Source organism: Streptomyces sp. NBC_01304, from assembly GCF_035975855.1.
In the GTDB taxonomy this organism is placed as follows: Bacteria; Actinomycetota; Actinomycetes; order Streptomycetales; family Streptomycetaceae; genus Streptomyces.
This window is the reverse complement of record NZ_CP109055.1, coordinates 4,904,953-4,925,779: the sequence shown is the minus strand read 5'-3', so window position 1 is coordinate 4,925,779 and position 20,827 is coordinate 4,904,953. Positions and strand designations below refer to the sequence as shown.

At 69.7% G+C, this 20,827-nt stretch carries 19 protein-coding genes; 10 read left to right on the top strand and 9 right to left on the bottom strand.

Features of this window, described 5'->3' with window-relative positions; translation table 11 throughout:
• Positions 1–44 precede the first annotated feature (44 nt).
• Positions 45–1,646: an alpha/beta hydrolase gene (locus OG430_RS21620; RefSeq protein WP_327354199.1), complete on the top strand. Its 1,602-nt coding sequence runs from the start codon at positions 45–47 to the stop codon at positions 1,644–1,646.
• Between the two features lie 126 nt (positions 1,647–1,772).
• Here the strand turns inward: OG430_RS21620 and OG430_RS21615 are convergent, their stop codons facing one another.
• Entirely contained in the window at positions 1,773–2,960 is a 1,188-nt protein-coding gene (locus OG430_RS21615) for a lipase family protein (protein WP_327354198.1), read from the bottom strand.
• Positions 2,961–3,045: 85 nt separating this feature from the next.
• Positions 3,046–4,089: an AraC family transcriptional regulator gene (locus tag OG430_RS21610; RefSeq protein ID WP_327354197.1), complete on the bottom strand. Its 1,044-nt coding sequence runs from the start codon at positions 4,087–4,089 to the stop codon at positions 3,046–3,048.
• A 117-nt stretch (positions 4,090–4,206) separates the two neighbouring features.
• Between OG430_RS21610 and OG430_RS21605 the strand changes: the two genes are divergently transcribed.
• Positions 4,207–6,003, top strand: coding sequence for an AMP-dependent synthetase/ligase (locus OG430_RS21605; RefSeq protein WP_327354196.1), 1,797 nt, complete (start codon positions 4,207–4,209; stop codon positions 6,001–6,003).
• 12 nt (positions 6,004–6,015) lie between these two features.
• On the opposite strand, the gene OG430_RS21600 is transcribed toward OG430_RS21605, so the two are convergent.
• Both OG430_RS21600 and OG430_RS21595 read right to left on the bottom strand, forming a co-directional pair.
• Positions 6,016–6,771, bottom strand: a complete 756-nt coding sequence (locus OG430_RS21600) for a trypsin-like serine peptidase (RefSeq protein ID WP_327354195.1) — start codon at positions 6,769–6,771, stop codon at positions 6,016–6,018.
• Positions 6,772–6,928: 157 nt separating this feature from the next.
• On the bottom strand, positions 6,929–7,726 hold the full coding sequence (locus tag OG430_RS21595) for a thioredoxin domain-containing protein (RefSeq protein ID WP_327354194.1): 798 nt from the start codon (positions 7,724–7,726) through the stop codon (positions 6,929–6,931).
• A 199-nt stretch (positions 7,727–7,925) separates the two neighbouring features.
• Between OG430_RS21595 and OG430_RS21590 the strand changes: the two genes are divergently transcribed.
• Positions 7,926–8,396 carry a hypothetical protein gene (locus OG430_RS21590; protein WP_327354193.1) on the top strand — a complete coding sequence of 157 codons (471 nt, stop codon included), beginning with the start codon at positions 7,926–7,928 and terminating at the stop codon, positions 8,394–8,396.
• A 170-nt stretch (positions 8,397–8,566) separates the two neighbouring features.
• Here OG430_RS21590 and OG430_RS21585 read toward each other — a convergent pair whose 3' ends face one another.
• Positions 8,567–8,770, bottom strand: a complete 204-nt coding sequence (locus tag OG430_RS21585; RefSeq protein ID WP_003998944.1) for a cold-shock protein — start codon at positions 8,768–8,770, stop codon at positions 8,567–8,569.
• A 361-nt stretch (positions 8,771–9,131) separates the two neighbouring features.
• Between OG430_RS21585 and OG430_RS21580 the strand changes: the two genes are divergently transcribed.
• Positions 9,132–9,983 carry a menaquinone biosynthetic enzyme MqnA/MqnD family protein gene (locus OG430_RS21580; RefSeq protein WP_327354192.1) on the top strand — a complete coding sequence of 284 codons (852 nt, stop codon included), beginning with the start codon at positions 9,132–9,134 and terminating at the stop codon, positions 9,981–9,983.
• A gap of 75 nt (positions 9,984–10,058) precedes the next feature.
• Here OG430_RS21580 and OG430_RS21575 read toward each other — a convergent pair whose 3' ends face one another.
• Positions 10,059–11,051, bottom strand: a complete 993-nt coding sequence (locus OG430_RS21575) for an alpha/beta hydrolase (protein WP_327354191.1) — start codon at positions 11,049–11,051, stop codon at positions 10,059–10,061.
• A 270-nt stretch (positions 11,052–11,321) separates the two neighbouring features.
• Here OG430_RS21575 and OG430_RS21570 point away from each other — a divergent pair, with 270 nt between their 5' ends.
• The 4 genes from OG430_RS21570 to OG430_RS21555 all read left to right on the top strand — a co-directional run bounded on the left by OG430_RS21570 (position 11,322) and on the right by OG430_RS21555 (position 15,929).
• On the top strand, positions 11,322–13,055 hold the full coding sequence (locus OG430_RS21570) for a serine/threonine-protein kinase (protein ID WP_327359180.1): 1,734 nt from the start codon (positions 11,322–11,324) through the stop codon (positions 13,053–13,055).
• A 67-nt stretch (positions 13,056–13,122) separates the two neighbouring features.
• Complete coding sequence (locus OG430_RS21565) at positions 13,123–14,034, top strand: hypothetical protein (protein ID WP_327354190.1); 912 nt, start codon at positions 13,123–13,125, stop codon at positions 14,032–14,034.
• A 97-nt stretch (positions 14,035–14,131) separates the two neighbouring features.
• Positions 14,132–15,331, top strand: a complete 1,200-nt coding sequence (gene mqnC, locus OG430_RS21560; protein ID WP_327354189.1) for a cyclic dehypoxanthinyl futalosine synthase — start codon at positions 14,132–14,134, stop codon at positions 15,329–15,331.
• A 7-nt stretch (positions 15,332–15,338) separates the two neighbouring features.
• The gene (locus OG430_RS21555) at positions 15,339–15,929 is read left to right on the top strand and encodes an imidazolonepropionase-like domain-containing protein (RefSeq protein ID WP_327354188.1); all 591 of its coding nucleotides are present in this window, start codon (positions 15,339–15,341) and stop codon (positions 15,927–15,929) included.
• A gap of 39 nt (positions 15,930–15,968) precedes the next feature.
• Here the strand turns inward: OG430_RS21555 and OG430_RS21550 are convergent, their stop codons facing one another.
• From OG430_RS21550 to OG430_RS21540, 3 genes are all read right to left on the bottom strand, one after another.
• Complete coding sequence (locus tag OG430_RS21550) at positions 15,969–16,220, bottom strand: hypothetical protein (protein ID WP_327354187.1); 252 nt, start codon at positions 16,218–16,220, stop codon at positions 15,969–15,971.
• Positions 16,221–16,327: 107 nt separating this feature from the next.
• The gene (gene iscB, locus OG430_RS21545) at positions 16,328–17,629 is read right to left on the bottom strand and encodes an RNA-guided endonuclease IscB (RefSeq protein WP_327354186.1); all 1,302 of its coding nucleotides are present in this window, start codon (positions 17,627–17,629) and stop codon (positions 16,328–16,330) included.
• Positions 17,630–19,121: 1,492 nt separating this feature from the next.
• Positions 19,122–19,538 carry an ATP-binding protein gene (locus OG430_RS21540; protein WP_327354185.1) on the bottom strand — a complete coding sequence of 139 codons (417 nt, stop codon included), beginning with the start codon at positions 19,536–19,538 and terminating at the stop codon, positions 19,122–19,124.
• 222 nt (positions 19,539–19,760) lie between these two features.
• Between OG430_RS21540 and OG430_RS21535 the strand changes: the two genes are divergently transcribed.
• The gene (locus OG430_RS21535) at positions 19,761–20,612 is read left to right on the top strand and encodes a helix-turn-helix domain-containing protein (RefSeq protein WP_327354184.1); all 852 of its coding nucleotides are present in this window, start codon (positions 19,761–19,763) and stop codon (positions 20,610–20,612) included.
• Positions 20,613–20,620: 8 nt separating this feature from the next.
• The gene (locus OG430_RS21530; RefSeq protein WP_327354183.1) at positions 20,621–20,791 is read left to right on the top strand and encodes a DUF397 domain-containing protein; all 171 of its coding nucleotides are present in this window, start codon (positions 20,621–20,623) and stop codon (positions 20,789–20,791) included.
• The last annotated feature ends 36 nt before the right edge of the window (positions 20,792–20,827 follow it).

The window sequence follows — 20,827 nt, the reverse complement described above, 5'->3', positions numbered from 1 at the left end:
CGCACCTATCGTGGCCCGAGGGGCACCTTCCTGGAGGGTTGCCAATGCGCACACGCTGTGTGATCACCGGCGCCGCCGCTCTTGCCCTGCTGGGCGCCGGTTCACCCGCGCTCGCTGCAGACAGCGGGCCGGACCTGAACCGCTTCTACCAGCAGAAGGTCACGTGGGGTAAGTGCACGGACCTGCCCGACGAGACCGACGGCATGCAGTGCGCCAAGGTCGAGGTCCCGGTCGACTACGCGGCCCCGGACCAGGGCACCGTCAAGCTGGCCGTCAACCGGATCAAGGCCTCCACGAGCAAGCCCCGCGGTTCGGTGCTGCTGAACTTCGGCGGGCCCGGCGAGAGCACGGTCACGGGGCTCGCGTCGGCCGCCAAGGAATTCGGCGACCTGACCAACGGCTACGACGTGGTGGGCTTCGACCCGCGTGGCGTCGGCTACAGCTCCCCGGTGACCTGCGGCGACGGCAGCGACCTCCCCCAGCTCGTGCCCGACGCGCAGGGCGGCTTCGACCTCGACGAGCTGCTCGCCTTCCTCCAGAAGAGCTACAAGGTGTGCGAGAAGCACTCGCCGCCCGTGCTGCACCACATGGGCACGGTCAATGTCTCGCGGGACATGGACGTCCTGCGTTCCGTCCTCGGCGACAAGAAGCTCAACTACCTCGGCTTCTCGTACGGCACCCGGCTCGGCGCGGTCTACACCGCCCAATTCCCCAAGCGGGTCGGCCGGATGGTGCTCGACGGCGTGGACACCCTGACCGAGCCGCTCACCGAGCAGGCCCTGGTCGGTGCCGAGGGCCAGCAGACGGCGCTCGACAACTTCGTGACCTGGTGCTCGTCGAACGCGGGCTGTGCGCTCGGTGCCAACTCGCGGGACGCCAAGCAGAACATCCGCCGCGTGATCAACCAGCTCTACGAGGCCCCCGTCACCACCGAGGACGGTCAGGTCTTCGCCGGCAGCGACCTGGTCGCCTCGCTCGGCAAGGCCCTGTACAGCAGGAGCATGTGGCCCTATCTCTCGCAGGCCCTGACCTCGCTCATCGCGGACGGCGACCCGAGGTCGCTGATGCGGATCAGCGGCACCCTGATGCCGCCCACCGATCCGACGGACGGGGCGCTGCTGCCTTCGGTCTCTCCGGTCGTCTCCCCGATCTCCGCCGGCCGGGCGGAGGCGGAGCCGATGGAGATCCCGATGGACAACTCCGGGGCCGCCCTGGTGGCGGTGAACTGCGCGGACGACCCCGACCGGCCCACGGCCAAGGACCTGCAGAACGAGGCCAAGATCGAGGAGCTGGAGCGGCAGTTCTACGAGGCCTCGCCGATCTTCGGTCCGGAGAGCCTGCTGCACGTCCTGAGCTGCTACGGCTATCCCAAGGGCACCGACTACATCCGCGAGATCAAGGACGTGAACACGCCGAAGTTCCTGCTCGTCGGCACGCGCGGCGACCCGGCGACCCCGTACCAGTGGACGACCGAGACGGCGGCCGTGCTCGGCGACTCGGCGGTCGTGCTCGACAACAGGGGCGAGGGCCACACGGGTTACTCCTCGTCGAAGTGCGTCCACAACAAGGTGAACGACTTCCTCCTCTACGGCTCGCTCCCCAGGACGGGCTCGTCGTGCGGGTCGGACGGCTCGGACAGCGGCTGACTCGGGCGGCGCTGACTCGGCGGCGGACGGCAGCTGAGAAGAAGGGTAAGTGGGGGAAAAGGGGCGGCGAGCCGGGTGTTTTGTCCCGGTTCGCCTGCCCCCTTTCCCCCACAAGTCAACTCGCGCCTAGCAGTTGCCGCCCGTGGGCTTTCCCGCGAAGCGGTCGGCCAGCCAGTTCTGGACCGCGAACGCCTCCGTGATCACCCCGGAGACGTGCTCGCCGACCACGATGGACCGCCAGTGGACGTTCCCGCCCTTGGCGCACCAGTCGTCCTTGAGGCCCTTGCCGAGTGCGTACGGGATCAGCTCGTCGCCGATCGCGTGGTAGAGGTAGACGGGGTGGTCGGGCTTGTGCCTGCCGAGGTCCGACTCGCTCAGGCGCTGCTTCCACTCCGGGGTTTCCAGCGGGTTCGTCGTCGTCAGGTCGGAGATCTTCTTGAACGAGCCGACCGTGGAGTCGATCGCCACGCAGTTGGTGCGGAAGAAGTCGACCAGCTTCTTGCCCGCGGTGTTCAGATACGAGTCCAGCTTCAGCTCCGGGTAGGCCGCGCTCTGCCCGGACGCCGCCATGAACAGCAGCCCCGAGCCGTACGACCCGTCGTGCACCGGCACGAGCGCGGAGAGCTTGGCCGGTACGCCGCCGGTCGCGGTGCCCTTCACCTTGAGCTCGGGCGCGTACGTGTCGTGCAGCTCGGCCGCCCAACTGGAGGCCTGGCCGCCCTGCGAGTAGCCCATGATGCCTACGGGGCTGTCCTTGCTCAGCCCGGACTGGGCGGCGGCCGGCATCTTCTGGGCGGCGCGGGCCGCGTCCAGCATCGACTGCCCGGCCGAGCGGCCCACCGTGTAGGTGTGGTCGCCGGGCGTGCCGAGACCCTCGTAGTCGGTGACCACGACGGCCCAGCCGCGCCAGGTGAGCTGCTGGATCAGGTTGGCCTCGAGGCCGGTCCCCTTGGGGAAGTTGGCGCTCGGCGCGCAGCCGTCACCGAGGCCGACGGTGCCGACCGCGTACGTGATCAGGGGGCGGGGCCCGGTCCTGCCGTCCTGGGGGACGATCACCGTGCCGGAGACGACGTTCGGCTTCCCGAGCGCGGTGGTGGAGCGGTAATTGACCTTCCAGGCCTTGGTGTTGGTGGGCTGGCCGGGGAGGGGGTGGAAGGAGGAATCGGCGATGCTGACGATGTCGCCGGGGTTGTCGGCGGCCGTGGCAAGGGGGGCCTCGGCGGCCTGTGCGGGGGTGGAGACGGCGGGCAGGGCCGCCGCGAGGGCCACTGCGGCGATCACCCCGCCAAGCCGTCTCGGCATACGGATGTGCATGCGGCTCTCCCAACTGTCCTGTGGGGCAGGGGTAGTTGCCTGGAAGGTAGTGACCGGCGAGTAGGTTCGGCGCTGACCGCGAAGCTCAGCTTTGCTGACTCTGTGTCTCATGCGGCTGCTCGCCGTGGGTCTGGACCCGGTACGCCCCCGGAGTCGTCCCCGTCCACCGCCGGAACGCCCGGTGGAACGCGGTGTCCTCGGAGAACCCGAGCCGCGCCGCGAGGTCCGCGATCGGCTCCCGCCCCTCGGCGAGGCCCGCGATGGCCGCGTCCCGCCGGACCGTGTCCTTGAGCTGCTGGTACGACGTGCTCTCGGCCGCGAGCCGGCGTCGCAGCGTCGCCGGGCTCACCGCGAGCCGAGCTGCGATCTCCCCGAGCGCGGGCAGCCGCGGCGAGTCCCCGAGGGCCCGGACGAGCGCGCGGCGCACCTGCTCCGTGACCGTCGTGCCGTACTCCCGTCGGCTGAGCAGGTCGAAGGGCGCGTTGCGCAGCATCCGGGCCAGGTCGGCCTCGTCCCGGACGAGCGGCGCGTCCAGCCAGTGCGGCTCGAAGGCGGCCCCGGTCCGCTCGGCCCCGAACTGCACGGGGCAGCCGAAGAGTTGCTCGTACTCGTCCTTGTGCGGGGGCGGCGGATAGGCGAAGGCGGCCCAGCGCAGCGGGATGCGGCGGCCGATCAGCCAGCTGGACAGGCGGTGCCAGATGGTGACCAGGCACTCGGTGAGAAAGCGGTCCTCGTCGCGGGCGAGGTCGTTGCGTACCGCGAACACCGCCTCGTCCGGGGCGCGTTCGAGGACCATGTCGGGCCCGTCGGGGAACAGCCCGTAGAAAGTGACGGCCCGCTCGGTGGCCGCGCCCAGATCCCGGCAGCCGAAGGCGGCATGGCACATCATCGCGAAGGTCCCCGGCTTGCTGGGCGCCGGGCCGAGCCCGAGGAACTCGTCCTGCGTCGCCCGGTACAGCGCGCGGAACAGCCGGGCGAACTGCTCGGGCGTGACCCGCGCCCGGTCGTCACCCAGGAGCAGCGGCGGTATCTGCGCGGCCTGCAACAGCGGCACGGTGTCCACGCCGCTCCGCCGCGCACCGCGCAGCACGGCCCGCACGTGGTGCACGGTGATCGTCCGCCTCGCCATAGGACTGACGGTAGCCGCGACATGACCATGGCGACAGGGCCCGTGAGCGCAGAGGTCAGCGGTGGTGACGTTTCCGGTCATCCCCGCTCGTCGTGGGGCGTCCCTAGCGTCATGGCCATGCAGCCGAAGCCGGAAACTCCCGTGCGGCCCGACCAGCCCGCCACGCTCGCCGTGTTCATGGAGTGGGCGGCCGACCGCTTCGCCGCCGAGCAGGCCCTGCGCTTCAAGACGCCGGGCGGCGGCTGGGCGGAGGTCACGTACGACCGACTCCGGGAGAACGTACGCTCCGTCGGCCGCGGCCTGATCGGTCTCGGCGTACGGCCCGACGACCGCGTGGCGATCCTCGCGGAGACCCGTCCGGAGTGGACGTACGCGCACTTCGGGACGTTCACGGCGGGCGCGGTCGTGGTGCCGGTCTATCCGACGGCGGGTGACGAGGAGGTGACCTGGGTCCTCGGCGACTCCGGTGCGTCCGTCGTCATCTGCGAGAACGCCGCCCAGGCCGCGAAGATCGAGCGGCTGCGCGGCGAGCTGCCCGGCGTACGGCACGTGGTCCTGATGAGCGAGGCGGCCCCCGGCAAGGACCTGGCCCTGCTCGACCTGCCCCAACAGACGCCGCTGGACGACCTGTTGGCGGTCGCGGAGTCCCGTACGAACGACGACCTGGCCACCATCATCTACACCTCCGGCACCACCGGCCTGCCCAAGGGCTGCCAGATCACCCACGGCAACATCGGCGCGGTGCGCGACGGCACCCACGACCAGATCCCGGCCGGCCCCGGCGACACCGCGTACCTCTATCTCCCGCTCGCCCACGCCATGGCCCAGCTCTTCGAGTTCAAGATGCTGCTGCTCGGCGCCTCGCTCACCTTTTACGGCGGCCGCATCGAGGACATCGTCGGCGAACTCGCCGAGGCCAAACCCACCCATCTGCCGTCCGTGCCCCGCCTGTTCGAGAAGGTCCACTCGGTGGTGCTCGGGCTCGCCGAGGGGCAGGAGGGCGGCCGCGAACGGTTCGCGGAGGCGGTCCGGGTCGGGGCCGAGGTCGCCGGGCTGCGGGAGCGCGGCGAGGAGCCGACGGGGGAACTCCTGACGGCGTGGCAGGGCGCGGACGAGCGGCTCTTCTCCCTGGTGCGCGCGGCCTTCGGCGGCCGCCTCAAGTGGGCCCTCACCGGCGCGGCGCCGATCGCCCCCGACACCCTCACCTTCCTGCGGGCCTGCGGCATCGCGATCTACGAGGGCTACGGCATGACCGAGTCCGGCGGCGTCATCTCGGTCAACCACCCGGGCGCCCTGCGCTACGGCTCGGTCGGCCGCCCCATCCCCGGCTGCGACGTCCGCGTCGGCGAGGACGGCGAGGTGCTGGCCCGCGGGGCCAACGTCTTCCCCGGCTACCAGGGCAATCCGGGCGCCACCGCCGAGGCCCTGGACGCTGAAGGCTGGCTGCACACCGGGGACTTGGGGCACCTGGACGAGGACGGCTATCTCTTCATCACCGGCCGCAAGAAGGACCTCATCATCACGTCGGGCGGCAAGAACCTCACCCCGTCCCTGGTCGAGTTCGCCATCCAGCAGTCCCGGTACGTCTCCCGCGCGGTCATGGTCGGCGACCGCAGGCCCTACCCGGTCGCGCTGATCACGCTGGACGAGGAGGAGGTACGGGGCTGGGCCGGCCGCGAGAACGTACGGCTGGAGGAGCCCTTGGCCCGTGACCCCCGGGTCCGCGAGCTGGTCGGGCAGGCCGTGGCGGCGGCCAACGAGCAGGTGTCCCGGCCGGCCAGGATCCGCGCCTTCGCGCTCCTGGACGAGGACTTCAGCATCGAGTCGGGCCTCCTCACCCCGAGCCTCAAGGTCCGCCGCAAGGCGGTGGTGGAGCGGTACTCGGGGGAGGTGGACGAGCTGTACGAGACCTGATCCCCGTCGCCCCTAACTGCTCGTGGCCTTCTTGTAGAGGTCGGCCGTGAGCTTGCCGAGCACGATGCTGTACGACACGTCGTCCTCGTCGCCGCCCCCCTGATAGCCGCCCAGGATGCCCACCAGCTTGCCGTCCTTCGCGATCCACGGGCTGCCGCTGGTGCCGGTGGCGAAGTCGGGGCAGTCGATGCGCTGTTGCGTGCCGCTGTGCTTGCCGGCGGTGTTGGTGCAGGTCCGCGGGGCGTCCTCGGAGCTCGGATAGCCGGTGACGGTGACCTTGTCGCCGGTGCGGCCGCTCGCGTCCAGCGTGGTCGCGCCGGTGACGTCCTCGATCTCCTTGCCGTCCTTCGGCGCGAGGGTGGCGAAGGCGACGTCGGCGTCCTCGCTCTCCTGGTCGTCGTCGGTCCACGTGGCGTCCTGGAAGACCTTGTCCAGCTTCCAGGTCCCGTACGGCGCCTCGCCGTCGTGGTAGCCGGGCGCGAAGACCACGCCCTCGCCGTCCCCCAGACAGTGCGCGGCCGTGACGATCAGGTTCCGGCCCTCGCTGTGCACGACGGACGCGGTGCAGAAGTGCCCGCCGTCCAGATCGTTGCTGAACAGGGCGCCCACCTTGGCCGGAGCGTCCGACGCGGGCGCGCCCTCGGCCTCCACGAGGGAGACACCGTCCGTCTGTGTGGTCCCGGCACCCACGTCGAAGGCCACGACACACGACACCAGCGCGCCCACCGCGAGCAGGACGCGCAGTCGTCCGGCCTTGTTCGCCGCCATTGCGCACTCACCTCTCCTCTTCGCGATTGCCTGCCGCGCAGCATGCACGATGAGTCTGAGAGTTATCTGTGACGCCACGCACAAATAGCGACGGGCGTGCAGTGGGGAATCCAACTGCACGCCCGCCGAGTGAAGAGTCGGCAAAGATCCGGGAAACTCAGCCCTTCAACTGATCGGCCACCAGCTTCTTGAACGCGTCCGGCGAGATGGAGTCAATTCCCTTGCCGGAAAGGACATCCAGCTTCTTTCCGTCAAGGCTCACTTCCGGCGTTCCGGTCTTGTTCTGGTTGTAGAACTCCTTGGACACCTTCTCCACCCAGGGCATGTACGTGAGTTCCTTCACAGCCTGGTTGAAGGCGGGGGTCCGCAACCCGTCCACCTGGTCCGCGAGTTCGAGCAGCGTCGCGGTGGAGCCGAACTTGTCGTCGGTCTCCTTTTCCGGGTGGTTGGCGTACAGCACCCCGAGGTAGTCCATGAACTTCTCGGGGCTCTCGTTCACGGCCGCGCCGAGCGCGTTCAGCGCCCGCTTGGACCCCTTGCCCTTCAGGGAGCCGTCCAGGAACGTCGCGAAGTGGTACTCGATCTTGTACGTGCCCGCGTCGGCCTGCTCCTTCATGGTCTTGCCGAGCCCCGTCTCGACTCCCGCGCAGTACGGGCAGCGCGGGTCGAGCCAGATGTCCAGGGTGTGCTTCGCGTCGGCCTTGCCGTAGGTGACGGTGGTGCCGCTCGTGTGCTTCGGCTGGATCAGCGGCTTCTCGGCCGCGGCCGCGTCGGCGTCCGGCCGGGCGACGTACCAGCCGACGCTCCCCGCGACGGCGAGCGCCACGACCACGGCGCCGCCGACGAGCAGCCGCCCGCGCAGCTTCGCCTTGCGGGCCTGGGCCTCCCGCTCGGCGCGCAGCCGCTCACGGGCCGCCCGCTGCTCGTTCTTCCTGCTGGTCTTGGCGTTGGCCATGGTGTGGGGGTCCTTTCGATACACCTCAGGGCCAACGGTAGGAAAGGCCCACCTCTCGGTTCGCCTCCATTGGGCGGCAATCGAAGGTCCAAGGTCCTTCCGTGCCAAGGGCCTTGGACCCGGTCATGCCACGACCCGCGCCTTTACGCTTCCTTTATGGACGCCTCCGCGTCCCCCGTACGAGGAAGGCAGCCCCACCATGCAGGCCCACCAGTCGCCCCGCCGGATCACCCGCAGGGAATGGGGGGTCGGCGGCAGTGAAAGGGCGCTGTGCGCCGTGCTCTTGGGCGTGCTCCTTGTCGGCGATGTGCTGGGTGACACCGGTCCGTTGGAGACGGCGTGCTGGGCGGCCGGGTATCTCGCCGTCCTCGGCCTTGTGTTCCGCAGCCGGGTGGCTGTCACGGAGGACCAGGTCGTCGTGCGGGGACTGCTGCGCTCCCGGGGCCTGCCGCTGCGCGAGCTCACCGAGGTGCGGGCCGGCTGGACCGGTCTCACCGTCCGGGCCGGTGACCGGCGGCTGATCTGTGTCGCGATGGCGAAGACCAATATGGCCAAGTGGCTCGGCCGGGAGCCCCGGGCAGACCGCATCGCCGCCCAGATCCTGGCGGCGGCGCAGCAGGCCAGGACAGCGGATGCGCACTCCCGTAGCGCGGCCCCGGAGTACGCGTAGGGGAGCGGCAAGGTGCGGGTGGGGGAGCGGCAAGGTGCGCGTGGGGAAGCGGCAAGCGAAAAGGCAGAAGCCCCGCTTCCCGCCGAAGCGGGAGCAGGGCTCCTTGGGTGGTGCTATCCGTGCCCGACCCGTGGGGTCAGGCGTTCCGGATCAAGAGCGATGGTCCGAGATCAGACCGGGGTGACGTTCTCGGCCTGCGGGCCCTTGGGGCCCTGCGTGACGTCGAAGCTCACGGCCTGGTTCTCCTCGAGGGAGCGGAAGCCAGACGCGTTGATCGCGGAGTAGTGGACGAAGACATCCGGGCCGCCGCCTTCCTGGGCAATGAAGCCAAAGCCCTTTTCAGCGTTGAACCACTTCACGGTTCCGGTAGCCATAAAGCCCTCCTATGGGCCAAAGGGTGTCCCTGCTCCAGAACCCCACGCGTGTCAAGCACAACCAGGAAAGTCTGAAAACGACGAGAGCCCGCGGTTACATGCTCCGCAGGCTCTGTACTGCAAGGGAAACCAAACTGCAACTTGCGGCGAGCCTAGCACGCAGCCTGCCGGAAAGGATAGGGGGCAAGATCACGTCACCCGGATGTTTGAGCGAGGTCCCCGAAGGGTTGACGGGCCTTGTCGCGACTGGGGTGTGAGGTCTTGACAGGGTCCCCTGGGGCGCTCTTTGAAACGGCCGTCGAACGGGTCCTTCGGGTGCCCCAGAGGCCGCACCGTATCGCTCGGGGGCTAGCCTCGCGATGTGGACAATTCTCCCCGCAGCCGGCCACGCGTCGGACACATCCAGTTTCTGAACTGCCTGCCCCTCTACTGGGGGCTCGCACGGACCGGAACCCTGCTCGACCTGGAGCTTTCGAAGGACACCCCGGAGAAGCTCAGTGAGCAGCTGGTGCGGGGCGAGCTCGACATCGCCCCGATCACCCTCGTGGAATTCCTCAAGCACGCCGACCAGCTGGTCGCGCTGCCCGACATCGCGGTGGGCTGCGACGGCCCGGTGATGTCGTGCGTGATCGTGTCCCAGCTGCCCCTCGACCAGCTGGACAGGGCACGGGTCGCCCTCGGGTCGACCTCGCGGACGTCCGTACGTCTGGCGCAGCTGCTGCTCTCGGAGCACATCGGCGTCGAGCCCGACTACTACACATGTCCGCCCGACCTCGGCCTCATGATGCGCGAGGCGGACGCCGCCGTGCTGATCGGGGACGCGGCGCTGCGGGCCAATCTGCACGACGGGCCGCAGCTCGGGCTCGAGGTGCACGACCTGGGCCAGATGTGGAAGGACTGGACGGGCCTGCCGTTCGTCTTCGCGGTGTGGGCCGCCCGGCGCGACTACCTGGAGCGCGAGCCGCACGTCGTACGGCAGGTGCACGAGGCCTTCCTGGCCTCCCGCGACGTGTCCCTCGAAGAGGTCGCCAAGGTCGCGGAGCAGGCGGCGCGCTGGGAGAGCTTCGACGCAGGTGTCCTGGAGCGGTACTTCACCACGCTCGACTTCCGCTTCGGTCCTGAACAGCTCGCCGGGGTGCGGGAGTTCGCCCGCCGGGTCGGGGCGACGACCGGGTTCGCGCCGGATGTGCGGGTGGATCTGCTGGCGCCTTGAGCGCCCTGAGCGCGTGGGACGTACTGCGGCCCCGAGGGGGTCAGGGTTCCCTCGAGGCCGCAGGTATGGGGTGAGCTACTTGCTCGGGGTCGGCGCCAGCATGTGCTTGCTCAGCCACTCCAACGGGCCGTCGCCCAGGGCCTTGGCGTACAGGCGGCCGCTGTGCGTGCCGTCCTTGATCCAGTGCAACTGCATGTCGATGGGGCCCTTGTTGAGCTTGTCCATGAACTTCTTGATGTTGGCCTGGCCGCTCTCCTTGGTGCCCATCATGATCGACAGGTTCACCTTGGGGCCGCCCTTCTTGATCAGGTCGGCGGCGAGCTTCTCCGGGTTGTTGGCCTGCTTCTCCTTCTCGTGGCCCTTCCACAGCGGGGAGTCGGGGCGGGTGTCGGGGCCGCCCGCGATGGCCGCGCGGAACTTTTCCGGGTGCTGCAGGACCGTCTTCATGCCGACGTAGCCGCCGGAGGAGGAGCCGAAGAAGCCCCAGCCGTCACGGGACTTGAAGGTGCGGAAGTTCTCCCGGACCAGGTCCGGCACGTCGTCCGAGATCCAGGTGCCCATCTTCGGCTGGTTCGGGATGTCGGAGCCGTCGTAGTAGTAGTCCTTGTTCGGGTTGAGCACCGGCATGACCACGATGAACGGCAGGCTCTTGCCGCTGTCCGCCATCTCCTGGATGTTCTCCTGCAGCTTGAGGTCGCCGCCCATCCAGTAGTTGGTGGGGAAGCCGTTGGAGCCGGGCAGCGCCATCAGGACCGGGAACGCGCTGTCCTTGTACTCGTCCTGGAAGTACTGCTTGGGCGCCCACACCCATACGTCGCCGGAGAAGCCGGACTTCTTGCCGTCGAGCCTGGTCTTGCCGATCGTCGTGCCGTTGGCCAGGGTCCGCTGGGTCTCCCAGTTGCGCGGGTTGGACGGCAACTGGACCTGGCTGTCGGACTTCGGGTTCGCCTTGCCCTGCTGGGTCGGTCCGCCGAAGCTCACCGGGTCGCCTTGGTTGGAGCAGCCCGCCATCGCCAGGGCCGAGCCGAGGGCGAGGGCCGCGATCAGGGTCTTGGAGGGGCGTTTCATCGGTGACTCCGGGGAGGGCTGGGGCAGGAATGCCTGGGCAGGGGACGAGCGGTGGGCGGAATGCGAAGTGCGGGCATTCCGGACATGTAGAGGGGAATGGGGTGGGTCCGGGTTCCCGCCCGGACCGTCCGAGGTGAAGTGATCCTGGCCACTTCGCGGCCGCCCTGGGCCGTACGCTTTTGGACAGCGTGCCCGCCGGGTGGAAGCTCGGTGGCCAGGCGCAGCTCTGAGGGGGAGGCGAACGCCGTGCAGCCGTTGCCGGACAAGGCCATGCAGCCGCTGGAGGCCGGTGAGCCCACGGTCATCGGCCCCTACCGGCTGCTCGGGCGGCTGGGCGCGGGCGGGATGGGCCGCGTCTATCTGGGCCGCAACGCGGGCGGGCGCACGGTCGCGATCAAGGTGGTGCATCCGCACTTCGCCCTGGACGAGGAGTTCCGGGCCCGCTTCCGCCGCGAGGTCGAGGCGGCCCGCCGGGTCGGCGGGGCGTGGACGGCGCCGGTGCTCGACGCGGATCCGGAGGCCTCGGTGCCGTGGGTCGCGACCGGGTACGTGGCGGGGCCCTCGCTGTCCCAGGCGGTGGGCGAGCGCGGGTCGCTGCCGTCCCTTCCCGACCATTCGGTACGCGTCCTCGGTGCGGGCCTCGCCGAGTCGCTTGCGGCCGTCCACGCGCTCGGGCTCGTCCACCGCGACGTGAAGCCGTCCAACGTGCTGCTCACCCTGGACGGGCCGCGCCTCATCGACTTCGGTATCGCCCGGGCCACGGACGGCACCGCCTCGCTCACCTCGACCGGCGTCTCCATCGGCTCGCCCGGCTACATGGCGCCCGAGCAGATCCTCGGCAAGGGCGTCACGGGCGCCTCCGACGTCTTCTCGCTGGGCGCGGTCCTGGCGTACGCGGCCACCGGGCATTCGCCGTTCAGCGGGGACTCCTCGGCGGCGCTGCTCTACAAGGTCGTCCACGGGGAGCCCGAAATCACGCTCCCCGAGGGCGACTTGCGCGACGTGGTGAGCGCCTGCCTCACCAAGGACCCGGGCGCGCGGCCGAAGCCCGCCGAGATCGCCCGGCGGCTCGCGCCCCAGGGCGCCGCCTCGCTCGCGGCCGCCGGGTGGCTGCCGGGCCCGCTGGTCGAGCAGGTCAGCCGGAGCGCGGTGCGGCTGCTCGACCTGGACGCGGGGGAGACGGGGGCGGCTGCGGCTCATGGGGGTTCGGGGCCGGTGGCGTTCAGCAGTCCTTCGGTGGGGGCGCCGGCGGGGTCCGGGGGTGCGGTGACGCCGGGGTTCGGGCCGCCGGATCCCTCGTACGGGGCGCCCGTGTCGCCTGCTTCTGCCTCGGGGCCCGCTGCTGCCCCGGGCTCCGTTTCCGCCTCGGGCCCCGCGGAGCCCTCCGACGCGGTGGTCCCCGCGCCCCGCACGTCCGGGCCCGCCGACACCACGCCCGGACCGGGCAAGCTCTCCGTCTCGGTCGCCGCGACCACCTCGCAGACCGAGAACGGCCGGGGGCGGCGCGTCAGTTGCACCGTGGCCCTCGCGGTCGCCGGGGCGCTCGCCGCGGTCACCGTCGGCTCGTATTTCGTACTCGGGCTGATGACGGGCGACGGGGACACCTCGAAGGGCGCCGGGAATCAACCGCCTGCCGATACAGCCCCGAAGGCGATTCCCCAGCGCTATCTGGGCACTTGGGAGGGCGATGTCAAAGCCCTGGGCGGCTCGCTGCCGGGCGGCACGCTCAAGGTCACCATCAAGCAGGCGAAGCCGGGCGAACAGTTCGGCACGATCAACCAGACCGACCTGCTCGGCAACGACCTCTGCGCGGACGTCCTCATCCTGAAGGAGGCCTCCGACAAGCAGATCCTCGCGACGGGACGCCCCAAGGACCCGGACGACGACCGCTGCACCAAGGGCGACCACCCCGTGACGCTCCGCCCGGTCGGCGACGACCTCCAGTACAGCTCGGACAATCCGGAGGGCGGCAATCCGGAGGCGCGGCTCTCCCGCCTCAAGTGACCGGCCTCTCCTGCCTCACCTGACCCGGCGGTTTCGTCCGGCCCCGGGCACCTCTAGGGTGCTGGCCATGAGCGAGCAGGGGCAGGAACCCAACCCGTATCTGCAGCCCGGCTATCAGCAGGCGGGGCAGGCCTCCTGGTCGGCGCCCACCGCGCCGGCCGGCGGGCAGGTGCCCCCGCCCGGCGGTCCGGGCGGTCCCGGGCGACGTAGGAACACGACGGTCATCGCCGTGGTCGCGGCCGCGGCCGTCGTCATCGGCGCGGGCGTCACCGGCTATCTCGTGCTCGGCGGCGACAAGGACAAGAAGGACGACGCCAAGCCCACGCCGACCTCCACCGCGACTTCGGCCAAGCCCTCCGAGGACAACCCGCGCGACGCCGACGACCTCAAGCCGGTGATCGCCGGCTGGCAGGTCGTGGTGAACCCCAAGACGGGCATGGCCTACGACGTGCCCAAGGACTGGAAGCTCAAGGCCCCGACCTGGTCCACCTACGTCGCGGACGCCCGCGACGAGGAGGAGACACCGCTGGTCGGCTTCATGGGCGTGGCCGTCCTCAACGAGGAGTGGTGCACGACCGCCGACGGCTTCACCCCGCTCGGCTCGGTCGGCTCGCGGCGCGAGAAGGGTGCAGTGACCCTCAAGCAGGCGGCCCGTGACAACGCGGAGACCTGGGTCTTCGGCGCGTACGCCCAACCGGACAGGAAGAACATCAGGACCGGCGAGGCCGAGTCGTACGTCACCAAGTCCGGCCTCAACGGCAGCCTCGTCACGGCATCCTCGGACGGCGCGAAGAAGGCCAAGAAGAACGCGAAGTGCGCCACCGACGGCACGGCCACCACGTTCACCTTCGAGAACGCCGACGGCGACTTCGTGTCCTGGACCTACACCGGGGTGAAGGGCGAGAAGGGCGAGGTCCCGGGCGCGACCGTCCGGCAGATCCTCAGCACGGTCCGCCTGGTGGACCTGCCCGAGTCCTGAGCCCTCCCCGTCCGGGGCCGGGTGCCCCGGCGGGCCGCCCGGGGCCCTGGCGTACGCTGAAGACGCCCGCCCACAGCCTGCCGAAAAGGACATCCCGGTGACCGAGAAGGCCGACCTTCAGTCCGTCCTGGACCGCGCCGCCGAGGGTGGCCGGATCACACCGGAAGAGGCGCTCGACCTCTACCGCCACGCCCCGCTGCACGCGCTCGGCGCCGCCGCCGACACCGTCCGCAAGCGCCGGTACGCCGGTACGGAGCACATCGCGACGTACATCATCGAGCGCAACATCAACTACACCAACGTGTGCGTCACGGCCTGCAAGTTCTGTGCCTTCTACGCGGCCCCCAAGGACACCAAGAAGGGCTGGACCCGCGACCTCGACGACATCCTGCGCCGCTGCGCGGAGACCGTCGAGCTGGGCGGCACCCAGGTGATGTTCCAGGGCGGCCACCACCCGGACTTCGGCGTCGAGTACTACGAAGAGCACTTCGCGGCGATCAAGCAGAACTTCCCCCAGCTGGTCATCCACTCCCTCGGCGCGTCCGAGGTCGAGCACATGGCCCGCATCTCGAAGGTCTCCGCCGAGGACGCCATCCAGCGCATCCACGCCGCCGGCCTCGACTCCTTCGCGGGCGCGGGCGCCGAACTGCTGCCCGCCCGTCCCCGCAAGGCGATCGCCCCGCTCAAGGAGTCGGGCGAGCGCTGGCTGGAGATCATGGAGCTGGCGCACGGGCTCGGGGTCGAGTCCACGTCGACCATGCTGATGGGCACGGGCGAGACCAACGCCGAGCGCATCGAGCACCTGCGCATGATCCGCGACGTACAGGACCGGACCGGGGGCTTCCGGGCCTTCATCCCGTACACGTACCAGCCCGAGAACAACCACCTCAAGGGCCGCACCCAGGCGACGATCTTCGAGTACCTGCGCATGATCGCGATCGCCCGCCTCTTCCTCGACAACGTCGCGCACATCCAGGGCTCCTGGCTGACCACCGGCAAGGACGCCGGCCAGCTGACCCTGCACTACGGCGCGGACGACCTCGGCTCGGTGATGCTGGAGGAGAACGTCGTCTCGTCGGCCGGCGCCAAGCACCGCTCGAACCTCCGCGAGATGATCGAAATGATCCGCACGGCGGACCGCGTCCCGGCGCAGCGCGCGACGACGTACGAGCACCTGGTGGTGCACGACGACCCGGCGAACGATCCGGTGGACGACCGCGTCGCCTCGCACATTTCATCCATCGCGATCGAGGGCGGCACGGCCCACCCGGAGCTGAAGCTCCTGGCCTCCAACTGAGCCTGCCTTGCTGACTATTCACGCCACTGACGAGGGCTCGGTCCTCGTCGAAGGCGACACTGTCGCGGCCCTCGGGCCGTACGAGGAGCTGGCCGCCGCACACCCCTCCGCCCGGGTGCGGCGCTGGCCCGGTGTATTGACTCCCGGTCTGCTCAATCCGTACGGACCGGAGATCCTCGAGTCGACGTACCACCCGGACCCGCGCGAGGCCGACGAGTTCGGCAACGTGCCGATCGGCGGGCAGCGGGCGCGGGAGCTCTTCGCCGCCGAACCGGCCCGGCTCGGCCCGAGCGCGCGCCGCGGTGTGCAGCGGCTGCTTGCGCACGGCACGGTCGCGATCGCCGGTGAGCTGCGGTCGAAGGCGGCGCTCGATGCGGCCCGAGGGGTCGGGCTCGCCTTCGCCGGACGGCCGCAGCGGCTGCCCGGCCCGGTGTCGTTCTCCCCGAAGCCACTGGTGCTGCTACCTCAGTTGGCAGTCGGCGGACCCGCCCGGTTCGCCGTGTTCGACGTCGAGGACCGCGCCGATCTGGTCCGACGCGGGGCCTCGACCTGCGTGGCCACGGTGATCGGCGGCCGGCTGGTGCACCGGAGTCGCTGAGCCCGGCGGAGACGCCCGCGGTGCCGATGCCGAGTGGGGTCAGGCGGCGCCGGGGACGAACAGGTCTTCCGCGTTGTCGACCTGGACGGCTCGCTTGGCCCAGGCGTGGAGCTGGTCGAGGTCCGTGCAGGCCAGGACGCGGTCGCGGACGGAGGGCGGTACGGGGATGTCCCGCCAATCGAGGATCTCCAGGATCATCTCGGCTCGGGCCTGTGCCCGGCCTTCCTCGCGGCCTTCCTCGCGCACCTTCAAGGCCATCGGGTGCCGGAAGAAGTAGTTCACGGACGTCATTCGGATGTCCTTTGTGGATACTCCCTGCCTTAACTGGGAGAGGAAACGAAGCTCCCTCATGGCGGGGCAGGGAAAGGCGATTCGCCCTCTGGACGGGCCGATGTCTGCTAGCCGTGGTCTGTGCTGAGGCCTTCGGGTTGGGTGGCGTAGGCGTAGCCGTCTGCGCGTTGGAGCAGGCGGAAGCGTGTGTGCCGGATGCCTTGGACGGTGCCGTGGGCGGTGGTGATATTGAACCTGCCGGTGGAGCGGACGGCGATCCGGCCGGTGTAGGTCCCGGCCTTCTTCCCGATGGGGACGACGGCTCGGGCAAGGTCGCCGGTCTGGTAGCCGAAGAACTGCTTCTGCCTCGGCATCCGCAGCCGGGGGAAGCCGTGCTGGTTCGGCCGGGTGCGGGTATGAGTGCCGCGCCCAGTGCAACCGACGACCAGCACGGTGGTGACGATCTCGGTGATGGTGTCGAGCGTGCCCACGGCGAGGGCATCCAGGGTGTGGGTCTTGGGCAGGTGGGTGCGGGTGCGGTTCCATTTGGTTCGCCCGCCCGAGGCGGTGTGGGTGGGCAGCATGTCGCCGAGGGCCTGCCACAGGACCCACCTGGTGGAGTTGACAGCCGCGGCGTCCCGCAGCGGGGCTTTGGCCCGCTTGAGGATGTCGGCGGCCCGATGCGGCGCGAACTCTTCTACCGGCCGGTTCGCCTTGGTCTCGTTGCAGGGGATGCAGGCCAGGACGAGGTTGGAGACTCGGTCCGAGCCGCCCTTCGACCTCGGGTGGACGTGGTCGATGTTGAGGGGCACGCCGGTGACGCCGCAGTAGATGCAGGCCCGGCCGAACTTGGCCAGCAGGTACTCGCGCACCTCCATGCCGTGCAGGGTGCCGTGCTGGTACTCGGCCCCTTCCAACGGCCCGTCGGCGCTGAGGGCGTGGGTGTCGAACGCGACTCGCTCCACCTGTGCCGCCCGCACCGGGGCCCAGCGGGCCAGGCGCGAGGTCCACGACAGGGTGGTCACCACCCGGTGACGCAGAGACGGAGCGAGCCAACCCTTCGGCCTCGTCCGGTTGGAGAAGCGAGGCGCCCGGTAACGCAGGTTGCGAGTCCGGCGTCCCCGGCGGTAGGCGGCCCGCTGCTCCAGCTTCTTGCGGATCGTCGTGCCCCGGTGGTCGAGCTGGATCGCGTACCGGCCCCGGCGCTCCCCGGCCACGTGGGTGAACACGGCGATCCCGGTGTGCTTCGAGCCGGGGTCGATGCCCAATTCCACCCCGTCCACCTCCGACAGTTCGAGCGTGCGGTCCTTGAGGCGGATCACGAACGGGGTGTGCCGGTGAACCACAGCCCGTCCCTTGTTGAGGAGCTTCCTGGCCCGTGCCGGGCTGGTGGGCTGCAACGGGTGCCCGTTCTTGTCGAGTACGAACACGTAAGGGTGGCACTCACGTGCCTCCTCCCCGGCCACGCAGGGCTCGGGGGTGACGCCCCCGCCGCCGGGTGAAGCGGCAGGGATCTCACCTCGCACATGTTCCGCGCCCGGTACCGCACTGCGGTCTTCGAGCCCCGTTTCGTCCCCGATCCGAGGGGTGTCTGCTGACTCGAATTCGAGAGCGAGCTGCTGGTGAAGCACAGCCCGGTCGGTCTTCTGTCGTACGCGAAACGTAGCCAACTTGGTTCACCTCCCACGTACTTGTTGGCTGGTGCTGGAAACGGCGGCCCTCAGCCAGGAGGCTGAAAGCCCCCTCGTTCAGGAGGGGGATCCCGTTACCAGTTCCCTCCAGATCTTCTGTGCACCGGCGTCAACGAGACCCGACTCGGTGAGCTGGGCGAGCATCGCTGCGGCGCTTGGCCTCGTCCTTCTTGCCCTGGGACGCGATCACCAACATGCGACGAGCTGACCATCGCACCTCCTCTCTGTGCCGGGCTGGTCAACGAGCTGGGCGGCGCCGAGTTCGCTGCGGCCTGGCCTGGCCTGGCCTGGCCGGCGGGCGCGACTGCGGGTCTCGGCGGTGCTGTCGTGTGGGGGTAGGGGCAACTGATCAACTGCCTGATTGCGTGGCTGGTGGGGGTGGGTGGTTGCGCGGACCTCCGTCTGTCTCGTTGCTGGCTGCGGGTGTTCGGTGGCTGGCTTTCCCCAATTGCTGTCAGTACGGGGCCCAGGGAGGTGGCTGCCGGTGATGGAAGAGGTGGGGGAAGGGCAAAGCCGAAAGACAAAGACCGCAGCGAGAGAAAGGGACGGAGGGGGGAGGGGGAGGGGGTTGGAGGGGAAGTGCGGGCCCGACGGGGGGGAGTTGCGGGCCCGGTGGGGGAGGTGCGGGCCCGGGGCTGGGAAGTGCGGGCTCGGCGGGGGAAGCGCTGGTCTGGGGCTGGGAAGTGCGGGCCCGGCGGGGGAAGCGCTGGTCTGGGCTGGGGGTACGAGCTCGGGAGGGGGAGGCGCGAGCCCGGGATCGGGAGGCTGGGGCTAGCCGTGCGGAAAGTGGCGTCGGGGTGCCCGGTTTGCCCGTTAGGTGAGCCCCTTTCCCCCCAGGAGGCGGCGGAGGGCGGGGTCTGGAGGCCTAGTGGGGGGAATGGGGCGCAAGAGCGTCCCTTTTGTGCTGGTTCTGTTGCCCGTTTCCCCCCACTAGGCCCCCAGACCGCCCTCCGAGCTCCCGCCCGCCCTCCGAGCCCTCGCCCACCCCCTTCCCTCGCTCGCCCTCCGAGCCTCCGCCCGCCCCCTCCATCCCCTTCTCTCGCTGCGGTCTTTGTCTTTGCTCTTCGCCCGCCTCTTCCGTTGTCGGGACTTCTCCCCTGTGGCCCCGTACTGACATCAGTTGGGGAAAGCCAGCCCGCAGAGCACCCGCAGGCAGCGACGAAACAGACGGAGGTCCGCGCAACCACCCACCCCCACCAGCCACGCAATCAGGCTTTTCGCTCCTACCTCGCTACGCGGCGCCGAGTTCGCACCACACGTACTTGCCGTGGTCGCCATTCGAAGTCAGGGGATGCCAGCCCCAGGTGCCGGCGCAGGCGCGGACCAGGTTGAGGCCGCGACCCTCCTCCGCGTCATCTGCAGCCAGGCCCAGCGGCGGAGTGGGCGGTGTGCGGTCCGCGTCCCACGCCCCGACCCGCAGGACGCCACCCGCCCAACGCAGCCGCAGCGCCGCCGGGCCCTTGGTGTGGCGCACCGCGTTGCCGATCAGCTCCGACGCGAGGAGCTCCGCGAGGTCGGCCAGGTGAGGCAAACCGTGCAGGGCCAGGATGTGGCGCAGGGTGTGGCGGCAGACCGTCACCGCGCGTGGCGTGTGCGGGATGTACAGGGTGTACTCCCAGGGTTCCCCTGGGTCTTCGTTTTGCGGCATGACGAACTCCGTTGAGTGAGGGAGGAGTTGTTGGCGCGCGGCGGACGGCTGGGCGGTGGCAGTGTCACCTTCGTCATGGCATGACGGGGCGGTGCGCTTCCGGGGTCCCGGTCTCGCAGCGTTTGCGACGCGTCACCGACGGTAGGGCTAAAATTCAATACGGCGCAAGCTGTTCGCGTAATCTGGCACCCGAATGGGGCACCTCTGTAAGGGAGTTGGTGAATGCCCATCAGGCGACACCCGACGGCACGGCAGGTCCGTCTGGGCGCTGAACTACGCAGACTTCGGGATGCCGCAGGCCTGAAGGCGACCGAGGCCGCAGCGTTGCTCGGAGCGAGTTCCGCCCAGATGAGTCAGATCGAGTTCGGCCTCGCAGGTGTCAGTGAGGAGCGAGTACGCCGACTCGCCTCCCACTACACCTGCACGGACGGGGCGCTGATCGATGCGCTCGTGACGATGGCGACGGACCGGACTCGTGGCTGGTGGGAGGAGTACCGAGGGGTGCTGCCCGCACCCTTCCTGGACCTGTCCGAGCTGGAGTGGCATGCGACGTGGCGGCGTGATGTGGATTTCCTCCAGGTGCCAGGGCTGCTCCAGACAGAGGACTACGCTCGCGCGCTCTTCTCGTTCCGGGTCCCCGAACTTCCGGCCAGCGAACTGGAACCTCGCGTCGGCCACCGCATGCGTCGCCGTACCGTCATCGAGGGTGAGAATCCGATCCCGTACGAGACCCTGATCCACGAATCAGCCCTGCGATTCCGAGTCGGCGACCGCACTGCTTACCGCACTCAACTCACCCGCATCCTCGAACTCTCCACGGCGGAGCATGTGACGGTTCGGGTCATCCCCTACGACCTGGACGGTTTCGCCGGTTCCAGCAGTGCCATGGTGCACATGGGCGGCGTGATCCCTCGGCTGGACACCGTCCTGCGAGATGCGCCCCATGGCACGGCGTTCCTTGATTCCGAGGCCCAACTGGCCCGCTTTCGAACACTTTTCCATAGGCTGGAGGAAGTGTCGCTCACCCCCGAGCGGTCACGGGATTTCATCCACCACATGGCCAAGGAACATTGAGGTAAGCGATGAACTGGCAGAAGTCGAGCTTTTCCGGTGGCGGCGACGGCAACGCCTGCCTCGAACTCGCGACCACCCACGCCACCATCCACCTCCGCGAAAGCGACACCCCCAAATCCAGCCTGACCACCACCCCGGAGAGCCTCGCCCAGCTCCTCCGCTCCCTCAAGAAGCCGTGAGCGCCCTCACAGCGTCCCGCCACACCAGGGGGCAAC

Excerpts from the sequence above, each read along its gene's own strand:
- OG430_RS21620 (WP_327354199.1), top strand. The coding sequence starts at position 45 with ATGCGCACACGCTGTGTGATCACCGGCGCCGCCGCTCTTGCCCTGCTG.
- OG430_RS21615 (WP_327354198.1), bottom strand. The coding sequence starts at position 2,960 with ATGCACATCCGTATGCCGAGACGGCTTGGCGGGGTGATCGCCGCAGTG.
- OG430_RS21610 (WP_327354197.1), bottom strand. The coding sequence starts at position 4,089 with ATGGCGAGGCGGACGATCACCGTGCACCACGTGCGGGCCGTGCTGCGC.
- OG430_RS21605 (WP_327354196.1), top strand. The coding sequence starts at position 4,207 with ATGCAGCCGAAGCCGGAAACTCCCGTGCGGCCCGACCAGCCCGCCACG.
- OG430_RS21600 (WP_327354195.1), bottom strand. The coding sequence starts at position 6,771 with ATGGCGGCGAACAAGGCCGGACGACTGCGCGTCCTGCTCGCGGTGGGC.
- OG430_RS21595 (WP_327354194.1), bottom strand. The coding sequence starts at position 7,726 with ATGGCCAACGCCAAGACCAGCAGGAAGAACGAGCAGCGGGCGGCCCGT.
- OG430_RS21590 (WP_327354193.1), top strand. The coding sequence starts at position 7,926 with ATGCAGGCCCACCAGTCGCCCCGCCGGATCACCCGCAGGGAATGGGGG.
- OG430_RS21585 (WP_003998944.1), bottom strand. The coding sequence starts at position 8,770 with ATGGCTACCGGAACCGTGAAGTGGTTCAACGCTGAAAAGGGCTTTGGC.
- OG430_RS21575 (WP_327354191.1), bottom strand. The coding sequence starts at position 11,051 with ATGAAACGCCCCTCCAAGACCCTGATCGCGGCCCTCGCCCTCGGCTCG.
- OG430_RS21570 (WP_327359180.1), top strand. The coding sequence starts at position 11,322 with ATGCAGCCGCTGGAGGCCGGTGAGCCCACGGTCATCGGCCCCTACCGG.
- OG430_RS21565 (WP_327354190.1), top strand. The coding sequence starts at position 13,123 with ATGAGCGAGCAGGGGCAGGAACCCAACCCGTATCTGCAGCCCGGCTAT.
- OG430_RS21550 (WP_327354187.1), bottom strand. The coding sequence starts at position 16,220 with ATGACGTCCGTGAACTACTTCTTCCGGCACCCGATGGCCTTGAAGGTG.
- OG430_RS21540 (WP_327354185.1), bottom strand. The coding sequence starts at position 19,538 with ATGCCGCAAAACGAAGACCCAGGGGAACCCTGGGAGTACACCCTGTAC.
- OG430_RS21535 (WP_327354184.1), top strand. The coding sequence starts at position 19,761 with ATGCCCATCAGGCGACACCCGACGGCACGGCAGGTCCGTCTGGGCGCT.
- OG430_RS21530 (WP_327354183.1), top strand. The coding sequence starts at position 20,621 with ATGAACTGGCAGAAGTCGAGCTTTTCCGGTGGCGGCGACGGCAACGCC.